This is a genomic window from Pantoea sp. X-Soil-MYKO-1785 (genome assembly GCF_059730675.1).
Window position 1 is genome coordinate 2,188,266 of sequence record NZ_AP036000.1, and the last position, 23,374, is coordinate 2,211,639.

The following is a 23,374-nucleotide window of genomic DNA, read 5'->3' on the forward strand; positions in this document are numbered from 1 at the left end:
GTTTAGAATTTATTTAGTGGCGTATGCGTATAAATATCCCACTATTTGGCTAGAATACGCCAGTTTTATGCAAAGTCAATTATTTTGTTACCTTTCTGAACATTGCATCAGCATGACTTTCCTCGATCTCACACTTAGCTACCAGCTTTTCAAAGAATGGCTTCCAGTTACGCGACCATGATGATTGAGTGAGATCCGGAACCAGCACATTAATGGCCCTGAATGCAGTGCTCGATGGCATCCGGCGATAACCACGGCCGGTGCAGCGCTCACACTCTTTATCGACCGGCGCTCCCCGGCGGGCTGATTCCGCCAAATCCCGCACCCGGCCTGTTCCATTACAGCGACAGCGCGATGAAATGCGCCCCTTCCCATCGCAATGCTGGCATTTCGCCCGCACTATCTGCATTTCCGTGCGGGGCGCAATCACCTGCTCACCTGACGCGCTGAATTTCCCAGCGTACTTAACTACTTCCGTTTCTGATTCGATGAATCCGGTGCCGTTGCAGTGCTCGCATGACTCTGTTGTAGCGGCAGAACGTACATACTCATCAAAGGCCAGCTTCGACAGAATTACCAGACAGCTTCCCAGCTTTGGACCAGCCGCTTTACGGAGCAGCTTTGGCGCGTTGCGGTTAGCGTACTGCATCAGCTGCTGAACTGTCCTGATGGTGTCCTGCTCACTGTTGCCCGTCTTTGCCATCACTGCAGAAATGCCGAAAGGCGATTTTGACTGGCAGAATCCGATGGCACCCATCAGATCGGTTCCGGTCAGTGATTCGCTTCCTGTTGCGCGCGAAGAGTCGGTGAAGCTCTGGCTTTTCGGATTGAAATACTTCAATGCTGATTCAATTTTCACGCTGCACGCCCCTTCGAATAACGCTTATTGCCAGTGTGTGATTCTTCCCGTTCCGTGCTGCGGACTCGGGCTTCTGCCTGGTCGATATGGTGGAAATGGCCGTTCCAGAACCGGCGATAAACGGTACCCAGTGGCCCGTTACGGTTCTTGGTGATGTTGATTTCAGCAATGCCCGCGGCTGGCGACTCCGGGTTATAAACCTCATCCCGGTACAACATCATGATGATGTCAGCGTCGGCTTCGATTTCGCCTGAGTCCTTAAGGTCAGCGTTTACCGGACGTTTGTTCGGGCGACTCTCCACGCTGCGAGAAAGCTGGCTGAGTGCCACTACAGGCACCCGGTTAGCCTTAGCCAGGGATTTCAGCCCCTTTGATACCTCGCCCACTGCCAGATCGTGACGGCTTGCGCTCTGCAGCTTAATCAGGCGCAGGTAGTCGATAGCCACCAGCGCGGTCTCCGGGTGCTGCTGAATGTGGCGGGTAGCGATGTGCTGAATCTGGTCAACAGTCAGGTTGTTGGCGTCGACGATCCAGATATTGCGCCCGGTCATCTGCCCGATCCCGTTGCTGATTCGCGCCCAGTCTTCGTCTTTCAGCTTGTCCGGTGACTTGAGGCGTGAGGCTGAGATACCGCCCGCCGCTGCAACGTGACGCTCTGCGATCTGGATGTCGCTCATTTCCATGCTGAAGAACAGCACCCCAGCGCCGCTGGCGGTCAGGTTTTCGGTGATATCCAGAATCATTTCCGTTTTACCCATCGATGGCCTCGCCGCCAGCAGGATCAGGTCGGTCTGGTCAAAGCCGCCGGTGACCTCGTCCAGCTCCTCGATCCCGGTCATAACCGAACGGCCGGCACTGTCGGACGCCATCCGCTCATCAATTCGGTTGATGATGGTTGGAAGAAGTTCATCGATTGAAACGGGACGGATTGCATCGGATTCCGTCTGTATCGCTCCTACAGCCGCTTTCACCTCTTCCAGAATGCGAATCCCCGCATCGCTGTTAGGTGCTTTCTGGAGGCTGTTAAGGGCAACAGATAGTGCCTGAAAAGCATCACGAAGCGCTGCGTTGCGAACCAGTTGCTGTGAGTAGGACTTGAGTGAAGACCTTGCCCACGCAATCCGGCCGGTCTCATCAATAAGCGCCTGGTGCTGAGGAAGTTGCTCACCAATCAGGATCGGGTCGATAACACCTTTGCCGCGTGCCTGTACAGTGATCGCCCGGTAGATATCCCGGTACTGAGGAAAGTTAAACGCAGAGTCCGGCAGCGAGCTGATGACCTCCATCACCTCAGCTTCAGCGCCGCGCAGGAACATCGCCCCCAGTACGGCCGCTTCCATATCCTGATCCCGCCACTGTGCATCACTCATACTGCCGGCGCTCCCTTCTGGCTGCGATAGCTGGGCCAGTCAAATACCAGCGTTGCCCCGCCCCCCTCAACCATGCGGTCTGTCAGGCGGTCACCGATAACCTGGGAAATCTGAGGCAGCGCCAGATTGCTGATGAGCACGGTTGGCAGCATGCGTTCATAGCGGGTGTTCAGGATGTCGAACAGGATGATCATCTCTGACTCTGAACCGTACTGAATACCTACCTCATCGATAATCAGCAGGTCCATGCCGGTGTACAGAGCGATCACGTCCTCTTCGCTGCGTTCACTGCCCTTATCCCAGGTACTACGGACGGCGCGGATGATGCGCATCACGGAGGTCAGCAACACTGTTGCCTGATGCTGCTCAATGATGTTTTTCGCCAGCGCCACTGCCAGATGGTTTTTACCGGTGCCCGGCCTGCCGGTCAAAATGAGGCTGGTACCGGCGTCGAGCATCTGCGGCCACGCACTGGCGTAGTCACGAAGGATCGACAGATTGTTTTGAGCGGATTTGTTCACGGCCTGATAGTTTTCGAAGCTGCAGGCCGCGAACCGCTCAGGGATGTTCGCACGCTCGGTCAGCATTTCGGTCTGGATAGCACGCAATTTGTTCTGTGCGGCTTCCAGCTCTGAGGCAATGCATTTCGGGCAGCGGGAAAACTTTTCAGCCACGCGACCACTGTATTCAGTCCAGATGCGCTGCTGCTGAAAATTACCGTGCGTCTCACAGATGCCGGCAACAGTTTCCTGTCGGTCAAAGCAGCGGTCCAGCATAGAGACCTTGCCACCAGCAAAGCTCAATTCTTCCTGAAGCGCTGAGATAGTGGTTTTCAGTGACTGAATATTTGCGCCGCGCTGTGTAGGTACATAGCTCATTCTGCTGCTCCTTTTGCCCAGGATGGTTTGGTGGTGGTGCCGTAGTCGCGCTCTGAGAATCCGCTATGGCGGCTCTGTGCTGGCGAATTGCGCTGCGAGCTGGCGGGTGCAACCCAGCTTTCAGCAAAGTGGTGATCAGGACCAAAGAACGTCGCTGCCTGCTTCACGTACTCGCTATTTGCTTTGCCTGTTGCAGTGATGTAGGCCGCATATCGCTGTACGCCTGCCAGCATGTCAGCGGGTTTAACGCCTTCACGGATGCGGGCAGACCAGCTCTTCCATGCTGAAGGCTTAGGATTGCCACCAGCACGCTTCGGATATGCCTGCCAGGCTTCTTCAAATTCAGATGAGTAATCCTGCTTAGCATTACGTGACGGCTCAGCGGCTTTAGCCGATGTGCCAATAGATTTAGATTCATTGACTGGTTCAATGACTGGTTCTAAAGAGTGACTGATTCTGGGGTCAGCTCCTGCCCCACCCCCTAGGTCAGCTCCTGCCCCACCCTCGGTCAGCTCCTGCCCCACCTCAGTCACCTGCTGACCTAGGTCAGCTCCTGCCCCACCCTTTGAAGGCTGCTTGTATTCTTTTTCATCAAGGCGCAAATGAAATAAATTGGACTGATTCAGCTCGCCCTTGCGCCGATATTCCCGGCGTAGCATCCCCATTTCTTCCAGTGCACGAACATGACCTTTAACAGTCGATCTTCCGATTTCACACTGGTCAGCGATGTGCTGATATGACGGCCAGCATTCACCCTGGTCGTTAGCGTTATCGGCCAGTTTCAGAAGAACCAGTTTGCGTAGCGGATTGCCGACTTTCAGCTTCATGGCTTTTACCATCAATTCCATACTCATTCTGAAACCCTCCGAAGAAGCTGATGCAATGATTTACTGGGCTGCACGGTCGGACACCTCAAGCTCAGGCCAAATCTTGCTCCAGTTGGACGGGCGTAGTGACTTTCGGGTTACTTGTCCGCCGCTGTGAACCTCAATCTGCGCACACAGCTCAGGTCCGATCGGCTTTCCGGTGCTCATGACCTTGCGGAGATAATTGATGGTTGTTCCACACTTGATTGCGAATTGCTTTTTTTCTTCTGGCGAAAGCTCAGACATAAAGGCGTTTAAGGTTTTCATGATGCCCCCTGTATAAATATCAGCATTGATATTACCCATAGGTAACAGGATAATCAATACCCACAGGGCATTTACCGACAGGTAACAAAGATTAAAATGGCAGGCATGGACAAATACGAAAAACGTCGTTTACGACTCATCCAGTTGCGGGATGACTTTTGCAATGGCAACGCATCAGAACTCGCTCGTAAAATCGATCGAGAACCTTCTTATGTATCAAGAATGTTATGGCCGGAGGGTAAGTCAGGCAGAAAAAGAATTGCTGACGATATGATGGAAGTTATTGAAAAGTCTTTCAAACTTCCTAGAGGCTGGATGGATGGGATTGCATCAGAGAATTCTAATGTTGAACTAATGCAGCAACCAATTTTAAGGAAGAAATATCCCGTGATTAGTTGGGTTAGCGCAGGAGCATGGGCTGAGGCATTAGAACCATATAGCCTTGATGACGTTGAAGAATGGTGTGAATCAGATGCACATGTAGAGGGTGAAGGCTTTTGGCTCAAGATTAAAGGCGACTCGATGACGTCACCGTCAGGGTTGAGCATTCCCGAAGGTATGATGGTGCTTTTTGATACAGGAAAAGAGTGGTGCCATGGTGCGCTGGTGCTAGCAAAGCTGGTAGATGCCAATGAGGCCACCTTCAAAAAGCTCATAGTTGATGGTGGCGATCATTACCTGAAACCCCTCAATCCATCCTATCCGCTACTCCCGATAGATGGGAACTGTAAGATTATCGGTGTAGCAGTTGAAGCTCGCATGAAACTCTGATTTCCCCCCAAATTATTTAACCCGCCTCGGCGGGTTTTTTTATACCTGTAATCAAAGACATAAAATAAAAACCAAAATATTTGTACCCATAGGTATTGACGAGACTTATTACCCACGGGTATTCTCAACTCATCGGCAAACATGGAGCCATAGAGATGAGTATCTTTTGCATTCACACCAAACTTAAAGAGCAGCAAAGCTCGATTAATTATTTATTCATCGCAAGTGACCGCGAGAGTGACTTTAAAAACAAGCTCATCACTTCATATGATCAAAATGACAATATGGAGCACGCGCTTTATAAGCGAGATGGCCAGTACTTTATCTTGGTTGACTTTTTTAAGGAAATTTCCGAAGCATGCCCGGAAGCCGTGAATATTATTAAGAACTCCCGATTCAGAAATCAATTCTTTTAATTTAATTGCAAATATACACAGCGCCCGCGCTGGGTCTAAACACATCCAGATAATCTTTGAGGTGAATTATGAGTCAGGTAATAGCTTTATCAGATAGCAAGATTTCCACTACCAAAGAAGTTGCCGGAATTAGCATTTCTAACTCTTCTGACACCTCAAAGGCGGCGCTGATGTATGCCGAACAGCTACAGCGGGAATACCTGGAGTTGCTGCATAGCCCGCTGGCCCGCGTGGATGCCAGCGTTGCGGGTCGATTCCACTCTCTGATTCATGAATTGGCATTCATGGTCGAACGAACAGAAAAAAACGTAGAGGCGGGCCGCTAATGTCTCCTTCAATTAATAAACAAAAGTTTCGTCAGGCTTTGCTAATGCGAGACAGTGGCCAGTGGCATCTGGCTGTTTTATTCCTCAAGGCTGCTTATGGGGTGGTGTGATGAAGTCTGAAATGATTATTTGCGAAGCGTCTGAATTGTCGGGCCAGCTAACATCGTTGCTTGAGCTTTTATATGAAAAAGGAACCGGAACTGGTCTTCCAGTTAATGACAACGTAATTGGGCTTGCTTACAGCATGGCTACAAGAGTCAGAATCTTCTTAATGGAAGAAGAGAAGAAACAGGATGAAGAGGAATTAAAAAATGCCAAGCCTCGTTGAAATTAACCGCACCCGCCTGGTGAATATTTATCTTGCAAATAAAGTCGCTAAAACAGGCGTGATGATGACGACCGCCAAATTACCGGACGGCTCAATCACTACCGTGCAGCTGGATGCCGAAATACTGAATAAAGCGCTTATTAAATTATTCGAAACCGCAGTGCGGAAAGTAACGCCTGCCGCAGCTGCTGACCGGGAAATAGCCGAGACGTATGGCGACTGCGTGAAGATTAAATCCGGGAAGCTATCGCACATCGGTGAGGGGTTTATGGAGGAGCTGGTTTCCAACCTGGTCGAACAGGCATTTGATCGGCGGGGTGTGAAATGACGCTGACAGCGCTCCGCGCTCCTGAATGGGTGATCGGCCAGGCAACACGAAAGCTGGCTCAGTACCGCAAGCGCCGAATCTATCCCTGCCGCATCCGTGGCACCGGCTATCTGAGCCTGAAGGTTAACCCGCGCTGGCGTCTGCTTTCGCAGAACGGCGGTAAAGACTGGCAGTTAATGACGCATGAGCGGTACAACTCCGCTAAGGATGGAAAATGATTCAAGTGACAAAAATTCTTGCCGGTGCTGAAGAAGCTTTCTGCCAGGTTGAAGCCCCTGTTTATATTGTGACACGTCACGGACGCCGCCGGCGCTTTCTGAGCCGCAGCGCTGCGATTAATAACCTGGTGCATTTCATGGTGACCGGCACCTTCGATAAAGCAGGTATTCCGACGCATAGCGAGACCCGCCAGGCGTGGAGCGAGACTCTGGGAGCAATGGTCCATAAGCGCGGTGAACTGACCGAGCAGTACTGGAACGCACATCACCGCACCTATCGCCGTGTTCAGAAGCTGATGACCCGCCGCCGTGAAATCGCAAAGTGGCAGAAAAACTATGACGCCGCCACCAGAAATATCGCTCAACTGTTAAGCCAGAAACCTTATTGAGGAAAGCGCCGATGAAAACGGTCACCATTTATAATACTCAGCTTCCGGTAGTAGTCCTTCGCGGTCAGCGTGTCGTTTCAACTGAAACGCTTGCAGAGGGCTACGGTACCGAAGCGACTAACATCCGCACCAATCTTTCTGCACACAAACACCGCTTCGTTGAAGGTGAGCACTACTTCATCATTTCAGGTGAGGAACTCTCCGATTTGCGAGTCAGTAATCCTGACGCACAAATTTCATCCAAAGTCAGGAGCATGGCGTTTTATACAGAGCGTGGGGCTTCCCGCATGTCAAAAATTGTCGACACGGATGAAGCGTGGGATTTTTTCGGCAAGCTGGAGAATGCCTATTTCCACCCTGCTCAGATGCAGCCGAAAACCCAGAATGAAATTATTGCTGCTATGGCGCTCGCCAATGTCGAGCAGGAACGCCGGATCAACCACGTGGAAAGTAAGGTGGATGAGGTTGCTGAGACCGTAGAGAAAATCAAGCGCGGTTCAATTCCTTCGGGCTGGGCCGGATTCTCTGTGCTGCGAGTTAAATGCGGGATGACTGACGCCAAATGCCGGACGCTGGTTAAAAGCTACGACATTCCAACCAACACGATCACCATCATGACACCGGAAGGCCAACCCCGCCCGATGAAGATCGTTCTGGAGGCAGATTTCATGGCGACTTTTCGCGGAATGATGAGCGAAGCGGAACAGCGAAACACCAAATGGTTCCATCCGAATATGGGGCTGTTTCAGGTCATCGGCTGGGAGGCTAAATAATGTTCATTCATACCGATCTGCTCCGTGCCGCGCTGTGCTGCGTGGCTGACCAGAAAGAAGAACGCCGCTACCTGCAGGGCGTCAACATCACCAGTACGCACATTCAGGCCACTAACGGTCATGCCTACGTCTCGATGGAGCATGGATGCACCGTCAAAACTGAAGGTGTGTTCATTATCCACGGTGAAATCCCTGATTCAGCAGAAGGAACTCTGTTCCAGCTGGTCAACAGTCAGTGGATCGCCTCGCATGTAGATGAAGAAGAAACACTGGTAGGACATAACGAAGTGGAATTCATCAAGGTGGATTTCCCTGACGTGTCAAAGCTGCTGGATGGCGAGCCGGAACCATGCGACACGATCCCTACTTTCCAGGCTAAATATCTCGCCCTGCCGCATCTGATGTTTGGGCGGTTTGCCAGCTTCGTACCAATGCAGATCAGGTCATGGGGAAAGGGAAAGCCGTGCCAGATTATCTTCGACAAAACCCTCAGCTATATGTACGGCAATCCACTGCTGATCATCATGCCAATGACGGATGACACCTTCGAGAAGCTGGAGCAGGCATTCGATGAACAGAGTGAGTGACATGGCCCAGGGCATCGTTGCGGTAATCCTGTTCGTGGCTCTGCTGACTGCTGGCCTGATTATTGGGTATCTGGGAACAAAGCAGGTGCTGCAATTTTTGTGGGAGGTGATTGGATGAAGTTTGAATTTAAGGATCACGGTGCCGTGGCAACGCTGACCATCACCAGCAGCCTGTTTGAGCTGCGCAAACACACCCGGGCAGTTGATGCTGCCCTTCTTTCCGCTGATGTGATTGCCAGAACGTCAGGCATCTTCATCCGTAAAACGGTAATCAGCGGACCGGTTAAACGTGGACTGCGTGCATACCGTGCGGCCACAAGGGAGGCGGCTAAATGACTCAGCCAAATGTATTCTCACTGGCGCAGGTTATCAAAGCGGCAGGTACCGACCCCAGCGAAGTTACCGATACTGTATGGGCTGCTGGTTATCGTCGGCCTGCCCGTACAGTAGAAGAAGCCGTAACGCTGACGCTGGACATCATCGCCGGTTTTGATGGTAACGATTTGCCATGGGCAGTCTGGCCCAAAAGCTATGACGACATTCTCAGGTGTGAGCTGAATGAAATTATCGAAGAAGCGCTCCACGCATACAAAACGGCACACAGCATCGCCAGCAATCTTCTGATTGCCGGTTACGACAAGGTACTGACCAATGACGCAGCATGAAATGGCAGACCTCAACGACGCGCTGGTACAGGCCAGCGTCAAAATCGATGACGGGTGCGACCACACACAGCGAATCGTGTGGCAGATGAACCAGAAGCGCTATATGCGTAATGGTCAAAGCCCTGCCCGGCCACCAGCACTGCAGGTAGCGCCGGTGAAGATTGAGCCGAAGAAGAAGCCACGCAAGCGCGGTTACAAAATTGTCCAGCAAGCGATAGGTGCGGTGTGATGACTAAGTGCAATGCTCTTCTCTACGCAATGGTAATCGGATTCGGCTTCGTAGCTGGAGTCCATACATACCTAGCATGGTCAAGTTTGCTCGAAGCTATCTTCAATTTCATTAAAGCGGCGGTGCTGAATGCTTAATTATAAAAAGATGACAGACGGTGAAATTAGTGTGCTGGTCTGCAGGCTGGAAAATCCAAAGTACGAGGCGGAGGTGCACCCCCATAATCCAAAGGGTGCTCAGTACACGCGGAGCTTCGGCAGCATCAGCCATAAGTACACCTTCTGCCCGTGCTCACGAAGTGAAGACGGCTTTCAGATTATCGTCCGTAACCGGATCGCTATTGCGCCGGCATCAAAAACAACGTGGGAAGCAAGACATGAAAGCGGCGCTGCTGCCCGTCACAAAAACCCGCTAAGAGCAGCAATGATCGTGTATCTGATGATTAGAGATTTTGAGGAGGGCAACAATGCAAGCTGATGAAATCATGCTCACACCTGACGTTCTGAAGCGTTACAAGATTTCTCGCAGCACACTTTACTTCTGGAGTACGCCAGAGAGAATGCCAGCATGCTTCAGTCGCCCTTTCCCCAAGCCAACGATCGGGGGAAGCCCTAAGCGCTGGCGAGGAGCGGACCTGCTTAAATGGGAAGAGGAAGTTAATATTATGCCAGCCGGCACGCAATCACCTTCTCCAGATGCCTGACCCAGACATCTAACCAGATGTGTTGATCCTCAAGGTAGTCATGAAGGTTATAACGTGCCATGACTCCTCCCATCTGATGCCCGAGCAGCTTCTCAATCACATGTGGCGGCGCGCCGAGTTCAGAAAGGCGCGTTGCTACAGTTCTCCGCAGGTCATGTAGCGACCATTCCTTCATCCCAGTCTTCATGATTATTTGTTGTGAGAAGAAAGCAATATTTGGCTGGGCCGGTGGCTTATCGTCTTCGGGTGATTTGTAACGGGACCGAGTAATTACATGCTTCGTTATGGACTGCTTTTGGTGTTGCTGAAGCATTAGTACTGCTGGCTCTGGAAGCGCCCTTCTTATAGTTTTACCGGTTTTATATTCACTGGATGGCACGGTCCATGTCCTTTCCTTAAAGTTGAACCAATCCCATTTCGCCACCCTGATCTCATTACTGCGGCAACCAGTCATCATCAGAAACCGCATGATGATTTGCTGGCGAACCGGCATTTCATTCAGCGTGTCCCAGACAAGCCGGATTTCATCATCAGAAAGGACCCTGTCTTTCATTGCTGCAGCTATTGCTACATCCGATCGCCGCAGGTCAACCAGCGGGTTGACGTCTATCACGCCCCTGTTGTGACAGAAGCGAAAGGCCCTTTGCATCAGACTGAGAATCTGGCCGGTAACGACCCTCCTCCCCATGCCATCGAACAGGCTGAGCCAGTGGCTTTTCGTCGTGTGATTAACAATCATCTGACCTAATACCGGCTTAACATGGTTCTGGAAGTTCTGTCGGTTTTTATGGATCTTAATAAGGCCCTCTGGTTTGCAGTAATGCTCCTCCCAGTAAACAAAAGCCTCTTCTACAGTCATGGCCTCGACTTTTTTTAACCGGTCCAGAGCTACCTGCCGGCGAGGATCTAGCCCCTCAGTAATCCACAACCTAAATTGCTGCCGCCGTTCCCTTGCCTGCGACAGTGATATCGACGGATAATCCCCTATAGTTAGCTGGATGGGCTTGCCCTCCCAGCGATACCGGTAAAAAAATGTCACGCCCCCTGAGATGGTCAGTCTGACATTGAGACCGTGTGAGTCAGAAATGATCTCTATTTTGTCGCGGCGCTTTCCCAGCGCTTTCCTGAGTTTGGTATCTGTAAGCAATGTGTACATCCCCCTTGGCGTATACGCAAGAGTGTACACAAAGTGCATAAATTAAAGCTAATCAGATTAAACCATAGTAAAGCATCATAAAGCACAAATGCGAGATAACCACCTGATATGAATTGTTTTTTTAAATCGAAGTTGCACAAAGTAAACCACATTAAAGCGGATACATATGCCCTCCGATAGCGCGTACGGATAGAATTAATAGTTATTAAAATTCATGCAGTTGGCAGTTTTATAGCTATTAAAAGGTTTCAGGCACGCTTTGATGTAAACAAATTTTATTGTGTCTTTATGAATAAGCAGCCGTAATGGCTGCTTAGATGAAAAATTTTTATAAAGTACAGGTCATCACCGATATGGCTCATAAACAGCCAGCACTTCGGCGATGACTTATCCCCGCACTATGACGCCATCAAGCCTGCTGCCATCGATCGTCTCGCCGTACCGAGTGATTATTTCTGACGGGAACAACTTCTCCAGTTGCAGGTATTCTTCTGACTGGTATGCCACAACATCACCCGGCCTTATTTGGCGGACCGATTCACCAGCAAAAATCCTTCCAGCCGGATGCACTTTAAGCCCGCCAGTGCCGCCGACGTCAGTTAATCCGGGATCGGCTATTACCTGATCGGCATCACATACCGTTTGAAACGCCATGCAAGACATCATCAGGGAGTGAGCATCTTCCGGCTCAAATATCACGCGTTCGATCAGCATCCCGGATGCCGATTTAGCAACAAAACCAACACCAAATACATCCGCCGCGTATTCAAAAAGAAAATATCCAAAAATTTGTATTCGCGCCACATCGCTGGCTGCGACGATAAAACATATCGACCCGGCAATCGCTTCGAACGCTATTGAAAAATTCACAGAGGTTATAAACCTCACCAGCGCAGACGTGACAATGCTCCCGCTGCTACCGTTCCGACAGTAGCGCTGGTTCTCAATGGCTCTGGTATTATTTACCCCTAAAGTCATTAGATTATCAGAAACAAAAAAAGCTCGCAGAAGCGAGCTTATTTTATCAGACGGTGTTACTCTCCTTTTCCACTCATGAAGTAAAGCGTCAAGTCTTTGAGCAGGGAAATACCGCCATAAAAACAAAATAAAATCACAAAAAATTTTGCAATTTCACACGGCAGAAAACCCATCAATCCATCATGAGGAAAAATATTTACTGAGGTTAAAAATACTGCAGCCAACAGGATGCCTGGTATAATGCAGGCGCTTTTAACTTTTTTTTCTCTACCAGGTGCATTGTCCACCATAATTACTCCCCGAACCGCCGCCGTTTCCATTTCCGCCAGCAAAGCACCCAGTTAGCGCCCCTCCGGCAATCCCCTTTGCCATAGCTGGCAATGAACCTGCACCAGATATAGCACCGGCAATAATACCCGTTGCACAGGGGTGATCTCTGATGATCGAACCCAAATCCAATCCACATGAGTTTGTACCAACGAACCCGTTGGCCTGTCCGCCATAACCTCCATGCTGGCTTCGACGGGCACTGGCTCCAGCATAGGCAGGATCATATGCACCGCTTGCACCAGCAGTCATTATTAACTGTGCTTTATTCAACATTTCCATATTCTATCTCCAACAGTCTTATCCATAAGTAACCCTGAGCAGCGCTGCGAATTTGTTATAACACTTACAGGTAAAATTATCAAAAACCACTACCGGAGATTAAAAACTAAATAAATAAACAATACAAACAGCCACTTACTTTAAGCCGAGATATTTTTATTAGGGCGGCGCGTTAAAAGAATTCAACAAAAAACCATTCAATTTTATTAACTGTGAGATTAATCTCGTTATTTTTAAAGTCTGCGTTAATTACATTAACAATGATTATATTTTAATAATGGAATCCGGCAACTGATTTATTTTTACATCATCTTTCGTGTTAAATTAAATGCCGTTCCTACATATTCTTTCATCTCTATTGCTGTCTGCAGAAAGTTTTCCCTCTCCAGCTTAACACCCATCACTCGTCGGCCCAGCTTCATGGCCGCTTTCAATGTTGAGCCTGACTCCATGAAAAAATCAGCAACCACATCACCCGGCCTGCTGCTGGCATTGATAGCCTGCGCCAGCATAACGGCGGGTTGTTCACACGGATGTTTGCCGGGATAAAACTGAACCGGTTTAGATGTTCACACGTCTGTAGAGGGAATCGTTACCGAGAGAGCAAAATATCTGCGGAGCGATCTATATTCCTGCTGCGGGCTAAATATGCATCACGGAAATGATCAACCAGCGGTTCTTCCGGTTATTTGTAACGGGGGCGTGTAAGGATATGCTGCGTGATAGACTGTTCCTGATGCCTCTTAACCATGACGCTAGCTGCATCAGGTAAAGCCCTCCTTTTTGTCTTACCGGTTTTATATTCACTGGCAGGAACCGTCCATGTTCTGTCTTCATAGTTAAACCATTCCCCTTTCGCCGTCCTGATTTCAGTACTACGGCAACCTGTCACCATCAAAAATCGCATATAAGCCAGTGGCTCCGGGTTGTGTGATTTCCCCCCCTTTGCCCCAGCACCGGCTTAACGTGGTTCCGGACGTTCTGCCGGTTCATGTGAATTTTTATCATGCCTTCGGGTTTGCAGTGATGCTCTTCCCAATAGTCATACGCCTCTTCGACCGTCATTGCCTCACATTTTTCAATCTGCTAAGCACAACCTGCCGACGAGGATCGTAACCCTTAGAAAGCCATAAGCGAAATTGCTGACGCCGTTCCCTTGCCTGAGACAGGGATATCGAAGGATAATCCCCTATAGTTAGCTGAATGGGTCTACCTTCCCGGCGATACCGGTAAAAAATGTCACGCCCCTGAGAGGGTCAGCCTGACATTCAGTCCATGTGAATCAGAAATGATCTCAACTTTGTCGCGGCGCTTACCCAGCGATTTCCTGAGTGTGGTATCTGTGAGCAATGTGTACATCCTCTTAGCGCATACGCATAGATGGACAAAAAATGCACAAATTAAAGTCGATCAGCTGAAGCGACAGTCGAACATCATAAAGCACAAATACGAGATAACCACCTGATATGATTTATTTTTTTAAATCAAAGCTGCACAAAGTAAACCACATTAAAGCGGATACCTATGCCCTCCGATAATATCTACGCCGAAAAACGCTTGCCGAGCGCTTTTCGTCAGAGCTGGCACCATTTTTATGGCGATACTCCGGCGATGGTCGGTCTGTACGGCTTCGGCGCGCTGCTGTTGCTGTGCATTTTTGGCGGGCTGATGGCGCCTTACGGCATTGATCAGCAGTTCCTCGGCTATCAGTTGCTACCGCCGTCGTGGTCGCGCTATGGCGATGTCTCTTTCTTCCTCGGCACCGACGATTTAGGCCGCGATGTGCTGAGCCGCCTGTTGAGCGGTGCCGGTCCGACCGTTGGTTCAGCGATTCTGGTGACGCTGTTTGCCACATTCTGGGCGCTGGTGCTGGGTATTCTGGCCGGCATGACCCACGGCGTGCGATCGGCGGTGATGAACCACGTGCTGGATACGCTGCTCTCGATTCCGTCACTGCTGCTGGCAATCATCGTGGTGGCGTTTCTCGGGCCCAGGCTGGAGCACGCGCTGCTGGCGGTCTGGCTGGCACTGATGCCGCGACTGGTGCGCGAAATTTACAGCGCGGTGCATGATGAGCTGGAAAAAGAGTATGTGGTCGCGGCGCGGCTGGACGGTGCCAGCAGCCGCAATATCCTGCGCTACGCCATCCTGCCCAACGTTCTGCCATTATTAATCAGTGAAATTACCCGCGCCCTGTCGATGGCGATTCTGGACATTGCCGCGCTGGGCTTTCTCGACCTGGGCGCACAGCTGCCCTCGCCGGAATGGGGTGCGATGCTGGGTGATTCGCTTGAACTGATCTATGTCGCGCCGTGGACGGTGATGCTGCCTGGCGTGGCGCTGATGGTCAGCGTATTAATTGTTAACCTGCTCGGTGACGGCCTCCGTCGCGCCGTCGAAGCGGGAGTGGAATAGATGCCGTTACTCGATATTCGTAATCTCACCATTGAATTTATGACTGCCGACGGGCCGGTCAAAGCGGTCGATCGCGTTAATCTGACCCTGAGCGAAGGTGAAGTTCGCGGCCTGGTAGGTGAGTCAGGTTCGGGCAAGAGCCTGGTGGCAAAAGCGATCTGCGGCGTGACCAAAGATAACTGGCGCGTGACCGCCGACCGGATGGTTTTTGATGATGTCGATCTGCTGCGCCTGTCACCCCGCGAGCGCCGCCGCATCATTGGCCATAACGTCTCGATGATTTTTCAGGAGCCGCAGTCCTGTCTCGATCCGTCAGAAAGTATTGGCCGGCAGCTGATGCAGGCGATCCCGCGCTGGACCTATAAAGGCCCGTGGCTGAAGCGCTTCTGGTTCTGGCGCAAAACCCGCGCCATAGAGCTGCTGCATCGCGTCGGCATTAAAGATCACAAAGATATCATGCGCAGCTTTCCTTATGAGCTGACCGAAGGTGAATGCCAGAAAGTGATGATCGCCATCGCGCTGGCGAATCAGCCGCGCCTGCTGATTGCTGATGAGCCGACTAACGCCATGGAGCCGACCACTCAGGCGCAAATTTTCCGTCTGCTGAGTCGTCTCAATCAGAATAACAACACCACGATTCTGCTGATCAGTCACGACCTGCGTACCATGAGCCAATGGGCCAATCGGATTAACGTGATGTACTGCGGGCAGACGGTTGAGACCGCCCAGAGTGACGATCTGATGAGCACCCCGCATCACCCTTATACCCAGGCGCTGATCCGCGCCATGCCCGACTTTGGCCGCGCCCTGCCGCATAAAAGCCGGCTGAATACGCTGTCGGGCGCAATTCCGTCGCTGGAGAGTTTGCCGATCGGCTGCCGGCTGGGGCCACGCTGTCCCTATGCGCAGCGCAAATGCGTTGAAACGCCACGGCTGGCGGGCGGCAAATCGCACCTGTATGCCTGCCATTTCCCGCTGAACATGGAGAGCCAGTAAGATGGAAACCCTGCTGGAAGTGCGCAACCTGAGTAAAACCTTCCGCTATCGCACCGGCCTGTTTCGTCGTCAGCACGTTGAAGCGGTGAAATCGGTCAGCTTTACCCTGCGCGAACGGCAAACGCTGGCGATTATCGGCGAAAACGGCTCCGGCAAGTCGACGCTGGCAAAAATGCTCAGCGGCATGGTCGCGCCGACCGAAGGCGAGATCCTGATTGACGATCATCCGCTTAGCTTTGGTGATTACGGCTATCGCAGTCAGCGCATCCGGATGATTTTTCAGGACCCTTCGACCTCGCTTAATCCGCGTCAGCGGGTCAGTCAGATCCTTGATTTTCCGCTGCGGCTCAATACCGATCTGACGGCAGAGGCGCGCGAAAAGCGCATTATCGCCACGCTGCGTCAGGTCGGGCTGTTACGCGATCACGCCGGCTATTATCCGCATATGCTGGCCCCAGGCCAGAAACAGCGTCTGGGTCTGGCGCGTGCGCTGATCCTGCAACCGAAAGTGATTGTGGCGGATGAGGCGCTGGCCTCGCTCGACATGACCATGCGCTCCCAGCTGGTTAATCTGATGCTGGAGCTGCAGGAAAAACACGGCATCGCCTACATATATGTCACCCAGCATCTGGGTATGATGAAGCACATCAGCGATCAGGTGCTGGTGATGCATCAGGGCGAAGTGGTGGAGCGCGGCGGCACCGCCGATGTGCTGGCCTCGCCGCTGCACGATCTGACCCGACGGCTGATCAGCAGCCACTTTGGTGAGGCGTTAACCGCCGAAGCCTGGCGGCGTGAGCACTGATTATTGCTGCATATCCCGGAAATTGCGGGCTGATTTACCTGATCTCTGACAGACGTGCTAGAATCCGCACGTCGATCAACGTCGGTCGCCTACTTTTTAAACACTGCGACCGCCAACTACAATGACCATAAGGATTACAGCTATGGGTTTTCTTTCCGGTAAGCGCATTCTGATTACTGGCGTTGCCAGTAAACTTTCCATCGCCTACGGTATTGCACAGGCGATGCACAAACAGGGCGCAGAACTGGCTTTCACCTACCAGAACGACAAATTAAAAGGTCGTGTGGAAGAGTTTGCTAAAGATTTGGGTTCAGACATCGTTCTGCCGTGTGACGTAGCCGAAGATGAAAGCATCAAATCCCTGTTCACTGAACTGGCAAAAACCTGGCCGAAATTTGACGGTTTCGTTCACTCCATCGGCTTCGCCCCTGGCGACCAGCTGGATGGTGATTATGTGAATGCCGTAACCCGCGAAGGCTTTAAAATCGCCCATGACATCAGTGCCTACAGCTTCGTTGCGATGGCCAAAGAGTGCCGTGCGATGCTGAATCCACACTCTGCGCTGCTGACCCTCTCTTACCTGGGTGCTGAGCGCGCCATTCCGAACTATAACGTGATGGGCCTGGCGAAAGCGTCGCTGGAAGCTAACGTGCGTTATATGGCCAATGCGATGGGGCCGGAAGGCGTCCGTGTGAACGCCGTTTCTGCTGGTCCAATCCGTACACTGGCGGCATCAGGCATTAAAGATTTCCGTAAGATGCTGGCGCACTGCGAAGCGGTTACCCCGATTCGTCGTACCGTCACCATTGAAGATGTCGGCAACTCAGCCGCCTTCCTTTGCTCCGATCTGGCGGGCGGCATCACCGGTGAAATCGTTCACGTTGATGGCGGCTTCAGCATCGCCGCAATGAATGAACTGGAACTGAAATAAGTTCTCAAGGGCGAGTCTGACTCGCCCTTCTCTTTCCTGCCTCTTGCCCCTTCCTGCCTGATTTTCCTCTCGTTATACCGTAACGCTATTAATTATCACCGATCATTCTTTTGCCCAGGCCTGGCCTTCGGCGACGATACGTCTGCCCTTCGGTTTATGCATTTTTTCAGATTCTGCCGCCTGCATGCCGAACCAGAATTTTGCAAAAGGATTGATCATGGAACAACGCCGCTATCCGGGCCATAACCACTGGTTTTACGAGAGCCAGACCAGTCCACGTACCTCGCAGGCCGCGCCGCTGGTCCCTGAAGCCGCCGATATCGATGACCGTTTTCTGCTGGGATGTGTTAACGATCAGCTGCCGTCACTGTTACGCGCTAACCAGCCCGCCTTGCTGGCGGCGCGCGATCTGGCCCAGCTGCTGTTCCCCGACCGCGTTGTGACCTCGCTGACCCACACGCTGACCCTTTACGATCGCCTGAGTACCGCCCTGACCGTCGCCCAGGTGGCGGGCGTCCAGCGCCTGTGTAATCACTACTCGGCGCGCCTCAATCCCCTGCCGGGGCCGGATTCATCCCGTGAGAGCAATAACCGCCTGACCCAGATTACCCAGTATGCTCGTCAGCTGGCGATGCAGCCGGAGCTGATTACCGCCAGTGCCATTACCGCGCTTGATGCGGTGGGACTGACCGAGCCGGACATCGTGACGCTCAATCAGCTGATCGGCTTTGTCAGCTATCAGGCACGAGTGGTCGCCGGACTGCAGGCGCTGCAGGCCCAGCCGGTACGCTGGCTGCCCGGCACTACGCCGCCGCCGGATGCGGATGCGGCGGGCTTTGGCAAACCAACCGTCTGGCGTCCGGCGCTGAAACCGCTGGAGCTGCGCTACGCCAGTGCCGAACAGCTGGCGGCGGTGACCCGCAGTCAGGCGCTGGCCGGCATGCAGGATGCGGTGTGGTTGCTGGCGCATGATGCCCCGGTATTGTATGGCTGGGTAATGCTGCGTCGGCAGCTGTCTGCTGGTCAGCCGCTGGCCGAAGCGACCGCTGCGCGTATCCTTGGCAGTCGCTGGGCTTTCCAGCAACTGTCAGGCGTCGAGGCGTTAATAGCGGGCGTGGATGAGGCGGAAGCGCCTGAGATTGAGCGGCAAATTATCGCCCTGGCTGCCCAGCTGACTCGTGCGCCGGAGCGGTTCAGTGCCGCACATCTGCAACCGCTGGCGGAGGCAGGCTGGTCAGCCGATGCCCTGTTTGATCTGATTCAGTCGGTGGCGATCGGTAACTGGAACAGCCGTCTCTGTTATGCGCTGGGCGAGGCGCAGTAAGCGACTTAAACCGGTAATTGCCCGCGCGCTTCGTCGAAAAAGTGCTGCGCCAGAGGCGTCGCGCGTCCCGGTTCGGCAATCACCAGCGCCGCTTCGCGCGCCATCGGCGGCAGCGTAATCGGCCGCTGCTGTAATCCCTGCAGGGAAGCAGGCAGCAAATGGCCGACCGGTGAGACCAGTAATCCCAGCCCGACCTGCGCGCACTGCATTAGCTGCATCACCGAGGCACTTTCGACAATTACCCGCGGCACCAGCGACGCTTCGCGAAACGCCATGTCGAGATAGCGGCGAAAGTAACGCGTCTGTTCGGCCAGGCAGAGCGGCTGCTGCGCCAGTTCACTGAGCGTGAGCGGCTCAGCAGAGACCAGATCGGGAAAATGATCGGGATGGAAGATCGCCTCGACCCCACGATCGGCCAGCATTGCCGTCTGAAAATGGAGTTCGCGCAGCGTAGCCATCTCAAAAAAGCCGATGCCAACATCCACGGTGTGGCTGTTAAGCGCCTCCAGCAGCTGGTCGGCGCTCAGCACCGCGATCCGGTAATCAAGCTGCGGATAACGCGCCTGCACCGCCTTTAGCAGCAGCGGCAACGCCACGCTGCACTGTGGCACCACCCCGAGTCGCAGGGTGCCATTGACCCCATGCTTCAGCGACTCTACTTCCAGCTTCAGTCCCTGGTAAACCGAGACGATTTCCCGCGCCCACGCCAGCACCCGATCGCCTTCCGGGGTAAAACCGGCAAAGTTATTGCTGCGATTAATCAGCGACAGGCCCAGCTCACGCTCCAGATTTTTCAGGCGCATCGACAGGGTCGGCTGGGTGACAAAACTGGCTTCGGCGGCCCGGCCAAAATGGCGTTCGCGTTCGAGATTACACAGGTAAATTAATTGTTTGATGTCGATATTCTTTTACCATCAATGACTTAGGTGGCTTCATTTTGCATGAATCTATTTTTATGTACTAGTTGCTGTACTAAATAAAATTTCGCTATGTTTTTTATCGCCGGGATTGGGAGCATCTTATGCCTAATATAGCCACGCTTCAAACAGCTGGAAACATGTCTCATCAGATAGTCGGCCGGTAAGGCTCATATACAGCCAAAACCTCGGCCGTGACCTTTCCCAGCACCACTACCTCCTCAAGCCCCTGACCGTCGATCGTCTCGCCATCCTGCGTGATGATGCCGCTGGGGAACAATTTCCCAATCTGCGGGTAATCCTCAAGCTGATATGCGACGGTGTCGCCTGGTCTGGGTGGGATAGAACGGTCTACCAGTACGAATCCTTCCGGCGTTTCAATGCGCATCATGTTGGCCGGGTTCGGCATCAGAATGCTGTTCAGGTTAAGCCGGTGCTCAATATGGTCCTGCGCAGGAGATGGAAAGCCCATATTTACCTCACATATCCCATGTTCATCAGTGCGTAAGTACGGTTGTCGCCGCCATCAGTTACCAGTTCCCTGAACATGTTCTGTTCGCGACGTATCCACTGGTTGCACTGTTGCAGCGTCCATATATGATTGACCGCCTCAAGGCTTCGCTGGAATGCGCCGGTGGTTACTACCTGCCGCCCCCTGCCGTCTCTGCTTATGGCCTGTAAAAATGCGCCTTTGATATCGCTGTTGCGCGCCATGATGAAAATCCTCCCTTGATAAATACTGTATGGATAAACAGTAATATCGATCGGTGGTTTTGATCAAGGCGGAGCGATTGAAGGAATTGTAAAGCTGTTGGTAGGAAAAGAATTTTAGTTTTCGGTGGACTTGATATGAGGTGAAACTGGATTAATGCACAGATGTGAAAAAATACAGCAGTTAAGCTGATCTTTTTATTGAGGTTTTTGTGCTGCCTGGATATTATCCCGATATTGTGCGGTCAAATAGTGATCTGCACATAAGGGAAGGCCCCTAACTGCGTCAACAGTTAAGGGCCAATAAAAACAGTCAGTGCTTGAATGTTTTCTTGAGATCTCGCCAAAGAGACTATCTCAAGCGAGATCCCGTGTAAAGCGTTCGGCGCCTAATTTTAGGTGCGCTTTATGAAGAAAATTTGTAAACAGAGTCATCGCTGCAACCAGATGTTTGAGGTTCTTCCAGAGAACCAGGGGCAGACAGGTCGTCACAAATGCGCTGGATGTGCATATGATTTAGGTAAATGGCACGCAATGATTGGCGTTCCTAAATCCAGTGACGATTGCGTACTTAGCGAACTTGCTGAGAGCCAAGCAAGCTATGTTCGCCACAAGGATGCCTTCACAGCATACCTTATGGGCTACGATGATGGCTTAAAGATGCGAAGTGTTGCTTAACCTTTTAACCCGGCCACCGCGCCGGGTTTTTTGTGTCACACGTTCAGCAGCACTACACAAAAAAAACTTACCGCTTACGCTTGTTGTTGAATTCATTATCAATAGACTTTCTGAAGATAGGTGGAAACGGATAGTTCTGCCAATCTGACGCAAGAAGGGAAATCCACCCCACTCCCTTCTTGTGTGCACTGTAGAGAGGCCGATAACAACAGAGCACCCATGCGCGCTCTAGCGCTTCACCTCACTTTGTACCTGCCCTGTTCATTGGGGGGCGGGTATTTTTTTGCCCACAGTTTCAGTGATGACTAATATCAAATTACCCACCCCGCAACCTGCTCAGACAGGAGCGGCTGAGTCATTGCCCGGTCGCCGGGCTTTTTTATGCCTGCCTCATACGTTTATTAACTGGCATTGATAGAAGAAACCTCAGCTTTCAATGGCCTTGAGTCAGTGAGCCTATTCTATATCTCATCTCAGAGGTTACTAATTGTGCAACTAAAGCCTATGATGCTCTTCGCACACAGCAGTATATATAACCAGAAACAACAACATCCGAATGATTGGCCCGCTTCAGGCGGGCTTTTTTAATGGTCAGCATTAGGTGAGTCTGTCGCTGGTTGCTCTGGTGGCGTTTCAGACTGATTGACTAAAGCCCACTCCATTCGCATATCAGTTTCGTTCGCGTCATCTGTTGATGCGTTGATAGAATCAACCAGTTCTGTAAGTTTGGCCCTGGCTGAATCGGGGTCAGTCAGACACTCTAGCATCAACTTAACTACATCTTTTAATGCCTCAGTATTCAATGCCGTAATCCCGGCATAATCCAGAGACAGCTGATCGTTAATTATTTCTCCATCTTCTAATACTATTTCTTCACCGCCGACAGTGACGGATTCTGGAAGTATTTTTTGTGCGTCTTGCGCTATAACACCTGCCCGAGCCTCTCCCTGAATCTGGTAGGTCATACCCCTTAGCGTCATGGACCTGGAAAGCGCATTACCAATGAAACGCTTGTTAAACTTAAGTCTTGAATCGGATGTCGGGTTGAATGAGGCCGCATAACAAGCCCCGTTACTGTTAGCCCGGAATATCTCCGTGCTGTTCTGGATAAAGCGCACGCAGTGATACTGGAGGTCAACAAGTCGGTAGTGGATTTGCACATCGTAAGAAGTAGAAGACCCTCTAATCAGCATTCCACGAGCAGTCTGACCCGTCGCGTCAGCGGCTGTAGTGGCTGCAACAAAACCATAATTGCCAGAAACAGTTGAGTTAAATGGCTGGTCACATGTCACGGAACCACTTATTAATCCGCCACTTTTACCATTTACCGTATTAAGCCGCGAATCATCACCTGCGGCCACTGTCCCTGACGTTGTTCCCACATTGCGCGTTGCTGAATTCCCAAGTCCTGCAAGGGAAGTTGCCAGGCTTTTCCATGATGGGCCACTGTACTGAGTACCGTCTGGCAGCGTAACGGTGATATTGCCGGCAGTGCTGTATACCTGCTGCCAGTTAGCCTTGTCGAGATTGAGCCCGCGAATAGCCCTGGCAACATCCGCTGCTACCTGAGCAGTAATCCCAACCAGCGCCGCATTAGGAACCGCCGTCCATGCCAGCCCTGAAGTTGTCGGCCCATTGTATGCCGTAGTCAGTGTCACGCTGGTCGCTGAGTTAACTGACTGCACGCCAAGTGTGTAAGTCACCCCGCCCACAATGGCTACCAGGAAATCGTTAGCCTTCAGCTCAGAGGAAAAATTAGTGCCTGAGCCGGTAACTGCGGTTGAGTTGTTAGTTAGTGCAATAGTGCCTGCTGGCATAGCTTTCTCCGGGCAATAAAAAACCCGGCGCAATGGCCGGGTGTTATTTGGAATGGTTTCCAGT

32 protein-coding genes and 1 pseudogene are annotated in these 23,374 nt (G+C 51.8%); 19 read left to right on the forward strand and 14 right to left on the reverse strand.

The features are described 5' to 3' along the window. Window positions 1-79: 79 nt before the first annotated feature. The 5 genes from AC6I8D_RS10390 to AC6I8D_RS10410 are packed head-to-tail and all read right to left on the reverse strand — an operon-like array spanning window position 80 to window position 4,240. A complete protein-coding gene (locus tag AC6I8D_RS10390; RefSeq protein ID WP_497820132.1) occupies window positions 80-859 on the reverse strand; it encodes an antitermination protein Q in 780 nt (259 codons plus the stop codon). Beyond that, window positions 856-2,229 (reverse strand): replicative DNA helicase, encoded by a 1,374-nt coding sequence (locus AC6I8D_RS10395; RefSeq protein ID WP_497820133.1) that lies wholly within the window; start codon window positions 2,227-2,229, stop codon window positions 856-858. The genes AC6I8D_RS10390 and AC6I8D_RS10395 overlap by 4 nt, the downstream gene beginning before the upstream one ends. Then, on the reverse strand, window positions 2,226-3,107 hold the full coding sequence (locus tag AC6I8D_RS10400) for an ATP-binding protein (RefSeq protein WP_497820134.1): 882 nt from the start codon (window positions 3,105-3,107) through the stop codon (window positions 2,226-2,228). Before AC6I8D_RS10400 ends, AC6I8D_RS10395 begins: the two co-directional genes overlap by 4 nt. Further along, window positions 3,104-3,955: a helix-turn-helix domain-containing protein gene (locus AC6I8D_RS10405; protein ID WP_497820671.1), complete on the reverse strand. Its 852-nt coding sequence runs from the start codon at window positions 3,953-3,955 to the stop codon at window positions 3,104-3,106. Before AC6I8D_RS10405 ends, AC6I8D_RS10400 begins: the two co-directional genes overlap by 4 nt. Before the next feature lie 39 nt (window positions 3,956-3,994). Then, entirely contained in the window at window positions 3,995-4,240 is a 246-nt protein-coding gene (locus AC6I8D_RS10410; protein WP_089561472.1) for a transcriptional regulator, read from the reverse strand. A 105-nt stretch (window positions 4,241-4,345) separates the two neighbouring features. Here AC6I8D_RS10410 and AC6I8D_RS10415 point away from each other — a divergent pair, with 105 nt between their 5' ends. The 13 genes from AC6I8D_RS10415 to AC6I8D_RS10475 all read left to right on the forward strand — a co-directional run bounded on the left by AC6I8D_RS10415 (window position 4,346) and on the right by AC6I8D_RS10475 (window position 9,747). Further along, entirely contained in the window at window positions 4,346-5,011 is a 666-nt protein-coding gene (locus tag AC6I8D_RS10415) for a LexA family protein (protein WP_497820672.1), read from the forward strand. A gap of 484 nt (window positions 5,012-5,495) precedes the next feature. After that, a complete protein-coding gene (locus AC6I8D_RS10420) occupies window positions 5,496-5,753 on the forward strand; it encodes a hypothetical protein (protein WP_179420096.1) in 258 nt (85 codons plus the stop codon). Between the two features lie 109 nt (window positions 5,754-5,862). After that, window positions 5,863-6,081, forward strand: coding sequence for a hypothetical protein (locus AC6I8D_RS10425; protein ID WP_448309827.1), 219 nt, complete (start codon window positions 5,863-5,865; stop codon window positions 6,079-6,081). Next, complete coding sequence (locus AC6I8D_RS10430) at window positions 6,065-6,409, forward strand: hypothetical protein (protein WP_448309828.1); 345 nt, start codon at window positions 6,065-6,067, stop codon at window positions 6,407-6,409. The genes AC6I8D_RS10425 and AC6I8D_RS10430 overlap by 17 nt, the downstream gene beginning before the upstream one ends. Continuing rightward, complete coding sequence (locus tag AC6I8D_RS10435) at window positions 6,406-6,627, forward strand: ParE family toxin-like protein (protein ID WP_497820135.1); 222 nt, start codon at window positions 6,406-6,408, stop codon at window positions 6,625-6,627. The genes AC6I8D_RS10430 and AC6I8D_RS10435 overlap by 4 nt, the downstream gene beginning before the upstream one ends. Further along, complete coding sequence (locus AC6I8D_RS10440) at window positions 6,624-7,016, forward strand: hypothetical protein (protein ID WP_497820136.1); 393 nt, start codon at window positions 6,624-6,626, stop codon at window positions 7,014-7,016. The genes AC6I8D_RS10435 and AC6I8D_RS10440 overlap by 4 nt, the downstream gene beginning before the upstream one ends. A gap of 11 nt (window positions 7,017-7,027) precedes the next feature. Next, window positions 7,028-7,789 carry an ORF6N domain-containing protein gene (locus AC6I8D_RS10445; RefSeq protein ID WP_497820137.1) on the forward strand — a complete coding sequence of 254 codons (762 nt, stop codon included), beginning with the start codon at window positions 7,028-7,030 and terminating at the stop codon, window positions 7,787-7,789. After that, a complete protein-coding gene (locus AC6I8D_RS10450; RefSeq protein WP_497820138.1) occupies window positions 7,789-8,376 on the forward strand; it encodes a hypothetical protein in 588 nt (195 codons plus the stop codon). Before AC6I8D_RS10445 ends, AC6I8D_RS10450 begins: the two co-directional genes overlap by 1 nt. Beyond that, window positions 8,360-8,494, forward strand: coding sequence for a hypothetical protein (locus AC6I8D_RS10455; protein WP_497820139.1), 135 nt, complete (start codon window positions 8,360-8,362; stop codon window positions 8,492-8,494). The genes AC6I8D_RS10450 and AC6I8D_RS10455 overlap by 17 nt, the downstream gene beginning before the upstream one ends. Continuing rightward, a complete protein-coding gene (locus tag AC6I8D_RS10460; protein ID WP_497820140.1) occupies window positions 8,491-8,712 on the forward strand; it encodes a hypothetical protein in 222 nt (73 codons plus the stop codon). Before AC6I8D_RS10455 ends, AC6I8D_RS10460 begins: the two co-directional genes overlap by 4 nt. After that, a complete protein-coding gene (locus tag AC6I8D_RS10465) occupies window positions 8,709-9,041 on the forward strand; it encodes a hypothetical protein (protein WP_497820141.1) in 333 nt (110 codons plus the stop codon). Before AC6I8D_RS10460 ends, AC6I8D_RS10465 begins: the two co-directional genes overlap by 4 nt. Next, window positions 9,028-9,270 carry a hypothetical protein gene (locus AC6I8D_RS10470; RefSeq protein WP_497820142.1) on the forward strand — a complete coding sequence of 81 codons (243 nt, stop codon included), beginning with the start codon at window positions 9,028-9,030 and terminating at the stop codon, window positions 9,268-9,270. The genes AC6I8D_RS10465 and AC6I8D_RS10470 overlap by 14 nt, the downstream gene beginning before the upstream one ends. 129 nt (window positions 9,271-9,399) lie before the next feature. Then, window positions 9,400-9,747, forward strand: coding sequence for a phage protein NinX family protein (locus tag AC6I8D_RS10475; RefSeq protein ID WP_497820143.1), 348 nt, complete (start codon window positions 9,400-9,402; stop codon window positions 9,745-9,747). Between the two features lie 185 nt (window positions 9,748-9,932). On the opposite strand, the gene AC6I8D_RS10480 is transcribed toward AC6I8D_RS10475, so the two are convergent. The 5 genes and pseudogenes from AC6I8D_RS10480 to AC6I8D_RS10500 all read right to left on the reverse strand — a co-directional run bounded on the left by AC6I8D_RS10480 (window position 9,933) and on the right by AC6I8D_RS10500 (window position 13,954). Further along, the gene (locus tag AC6I8D_RS10480) at window positions 9,933-11,120 is read right to left on the reverse strand and encodes a tyrosine-type recombinase/integrase (RefSeq protein WP_497820144.1); all 1,188 of its coding nucleotides are present in this window, start codon (window positions 11,118-11,120) and stop codon (window positions 9,933-9,935) included. Window positions 11,121-11,516: 396 nt separating this feature from the next. Further along, entirely contained in the window at window positions 11,517-11,999 is a 483-nt protein-coding gene (locus AC6I8D_RS10485; protein ID WP_312757093.1) for a hypothetical protein, read from the reverse strand. A 164-nt stretch (window positions 12,000-12,163) separates the two neighbouring features. Further along, window positions 12,164-12,397 carry a hypothetical protein gene (locus tag AC6I8D_RS10490; protein ID WP_312757096.1) on the reverse strand — a complete coding sequence of 78 codons (234 nt, stop codon included), beginning with the start codon at window positions 12,395-12,397 and terminating at the stop codon, window positions 12,164-12,166. 621 nt (window positions 12,398-13,018) lie between these two features. After that, window positions 13,019-13,348: pseudogene (locus AC6I8D_RS10495) on the reverse strand (DNA methyltransferase); the annotation flags it as partial. A gap of 429 nt (window positions 13,349-13,777) precedes the next feature. Then, entirely contained in the window at window positions 13,778-13,954 is a 177-nt protein-coding gene (locus tag AC6I8D_RS10500) for an Arm DNA-binding domain-containing protein (RefSeq protein ID WP_312757350.1), read from the reverse strand. Between the two features lie 286 nt (window positions 13,955-14,240). Here AC6I8D_RS10500 and sapC point away from each other — a divergent pair, with 286 nt between their 5' ends. From sapC to AC6I8D_RS10525, 5 genes are all read left to right on the forward strand, one after another. Continuing rightward, on the forward strand, window positions 14,241-15,131 hold the full coding sequence (gene sapC / locus AC6I8D_RS10505; RefSeq protein WP_031377773.1) for a putrescine export ABC transporter permease SapC: 891 nt from the start codon (window positions 14,241-14,243) through the stop codon (window positions 15,129-15,131). Continuing rightward, on the forward strand, window positions 15,132-16,127 hold the full coding sequence (sapD, locus tag AC6I8D_RS10510; RefSeq protein ID WP_031377774.1) for a putrescine export ABC transporter ATP-binding protein SapD: 996 nt from the start codon (window positions 15,132-15,134) through the stop codon (window positions 16,125-16,127). A gap of 1 nt (window position 16,128) precedes the next feature. Next, window positions 16,129-16,932, forward strand: a complete 804-nt coding sequence (gene sapF / locus AC6I8D_RS10515) for a putrescine export ABC transporter ATP-binding protein SapF (RefSeq protein ID WP_031377775.1) — start codon at window positions 16,129-16,131, stop codon at window positions 16,930-16,932. Between the two features lie 142 nt (window positions 16,933-17,074). Beyond that, entirely contained in the window at window positions 17,075-17,863 is a 789-nt protein-coding gene (gene fabI / locus AC6I8D_RS10520; protein WP_312054475.1) for an enoyl-ACP reductase FabI, read from the forward strand. A 217-nt stretch (window positions 17,864-18,080) separates the two neighbouring features. Continuing rightward, complete coding sequence (locus tag AC6I8D_RS10525; protein WP_497820145.1) at window positions 18,081-19,187, forward strand: CMD domain-containing protein; 1,107 nt, start codon at window positions 18,081-18,083, stop codon at window positions 19,185-19,187. Between the two features lie 5 nt (window positions 19,188-19,192). Here AC6I8D_RS10525 and AC6I8D_RS10530 read toward each other — a convergent pair whose 3' ends face one another. The 3 genes from AC6I8D_RS10530 to AC6I8D_RS10540 form a co-directional block, all read right to left on the reverse strand. Then, window positions 19,193-20,089 (reverse strand): LysR family transcriptional regulator, encoded by an 897-nt coding sequence (locus AC6I8D_RS10530; protein WP_312054710.1) that lies wholly within the window; start codon window positions 20,087-20,089, stop codon window positions 19,193-19,195. Window positions 20,090-20,252: 163 nt separating this feature from the next. After that, window positions 20,253-20,576, reverse strand: coding sequence for a LexA family protein (locus tag AC6I8D_RS10535; protein WP_497820146.1), 324 nt, complete (start codon window positions 20,574-20,576; stop codon window positions 20,253-20,255). 2 nt (window positions 20,577-20,578) lie between these two features. Beyond that, on the reverse strand, window positions 20,579-20,818 hold the full coding sequence (locus AC6I8D_RS10540) for a hypothetical protein (protein ID WP_497820147.1): 240 nt from the start codon (window positions 20,816-20,818) through the stop codon (window positions 20,579-20,581). A 405-nt stretch (window positions 20,819-21,223) separates the two neighbouring features. On the opposite strand from AC6I8D_RS10540, the gene AC6I8D_RS10545 reads away from it, so the two are divergent. Further along, window positions 21,224-21,493 carry a hypothetical protein gene (locus tag AC6I8D_RS10545; RefSeq protein WP_497820148.1) on the forward strand — a complete coding sequence of 90 codons (270 nt, stop codon included), beginning with the start codon at window positions 21,224-21,226 and terminating at the stop codon, window positions 21,491-21,493. A gap of 584 nt (window positions 21,494-22,077) precedes the next feature. Here AC6I8D_RS10545 and AC6I8D_RS10550 read toward each other — a convergent pair. Then, window positions 22,078-23,310, reverse strand: a complete 1,233-nt coding sequence (locus AC6I8D_RS10550; protein WP_497820149.1) for a tail fiber domain-containing protein — start codon at window positions 23,308-23,310, stop codon at window positions 22,078-22,080. Window positions 23,311-23,374: the final 64 nt, after the last annotated feature.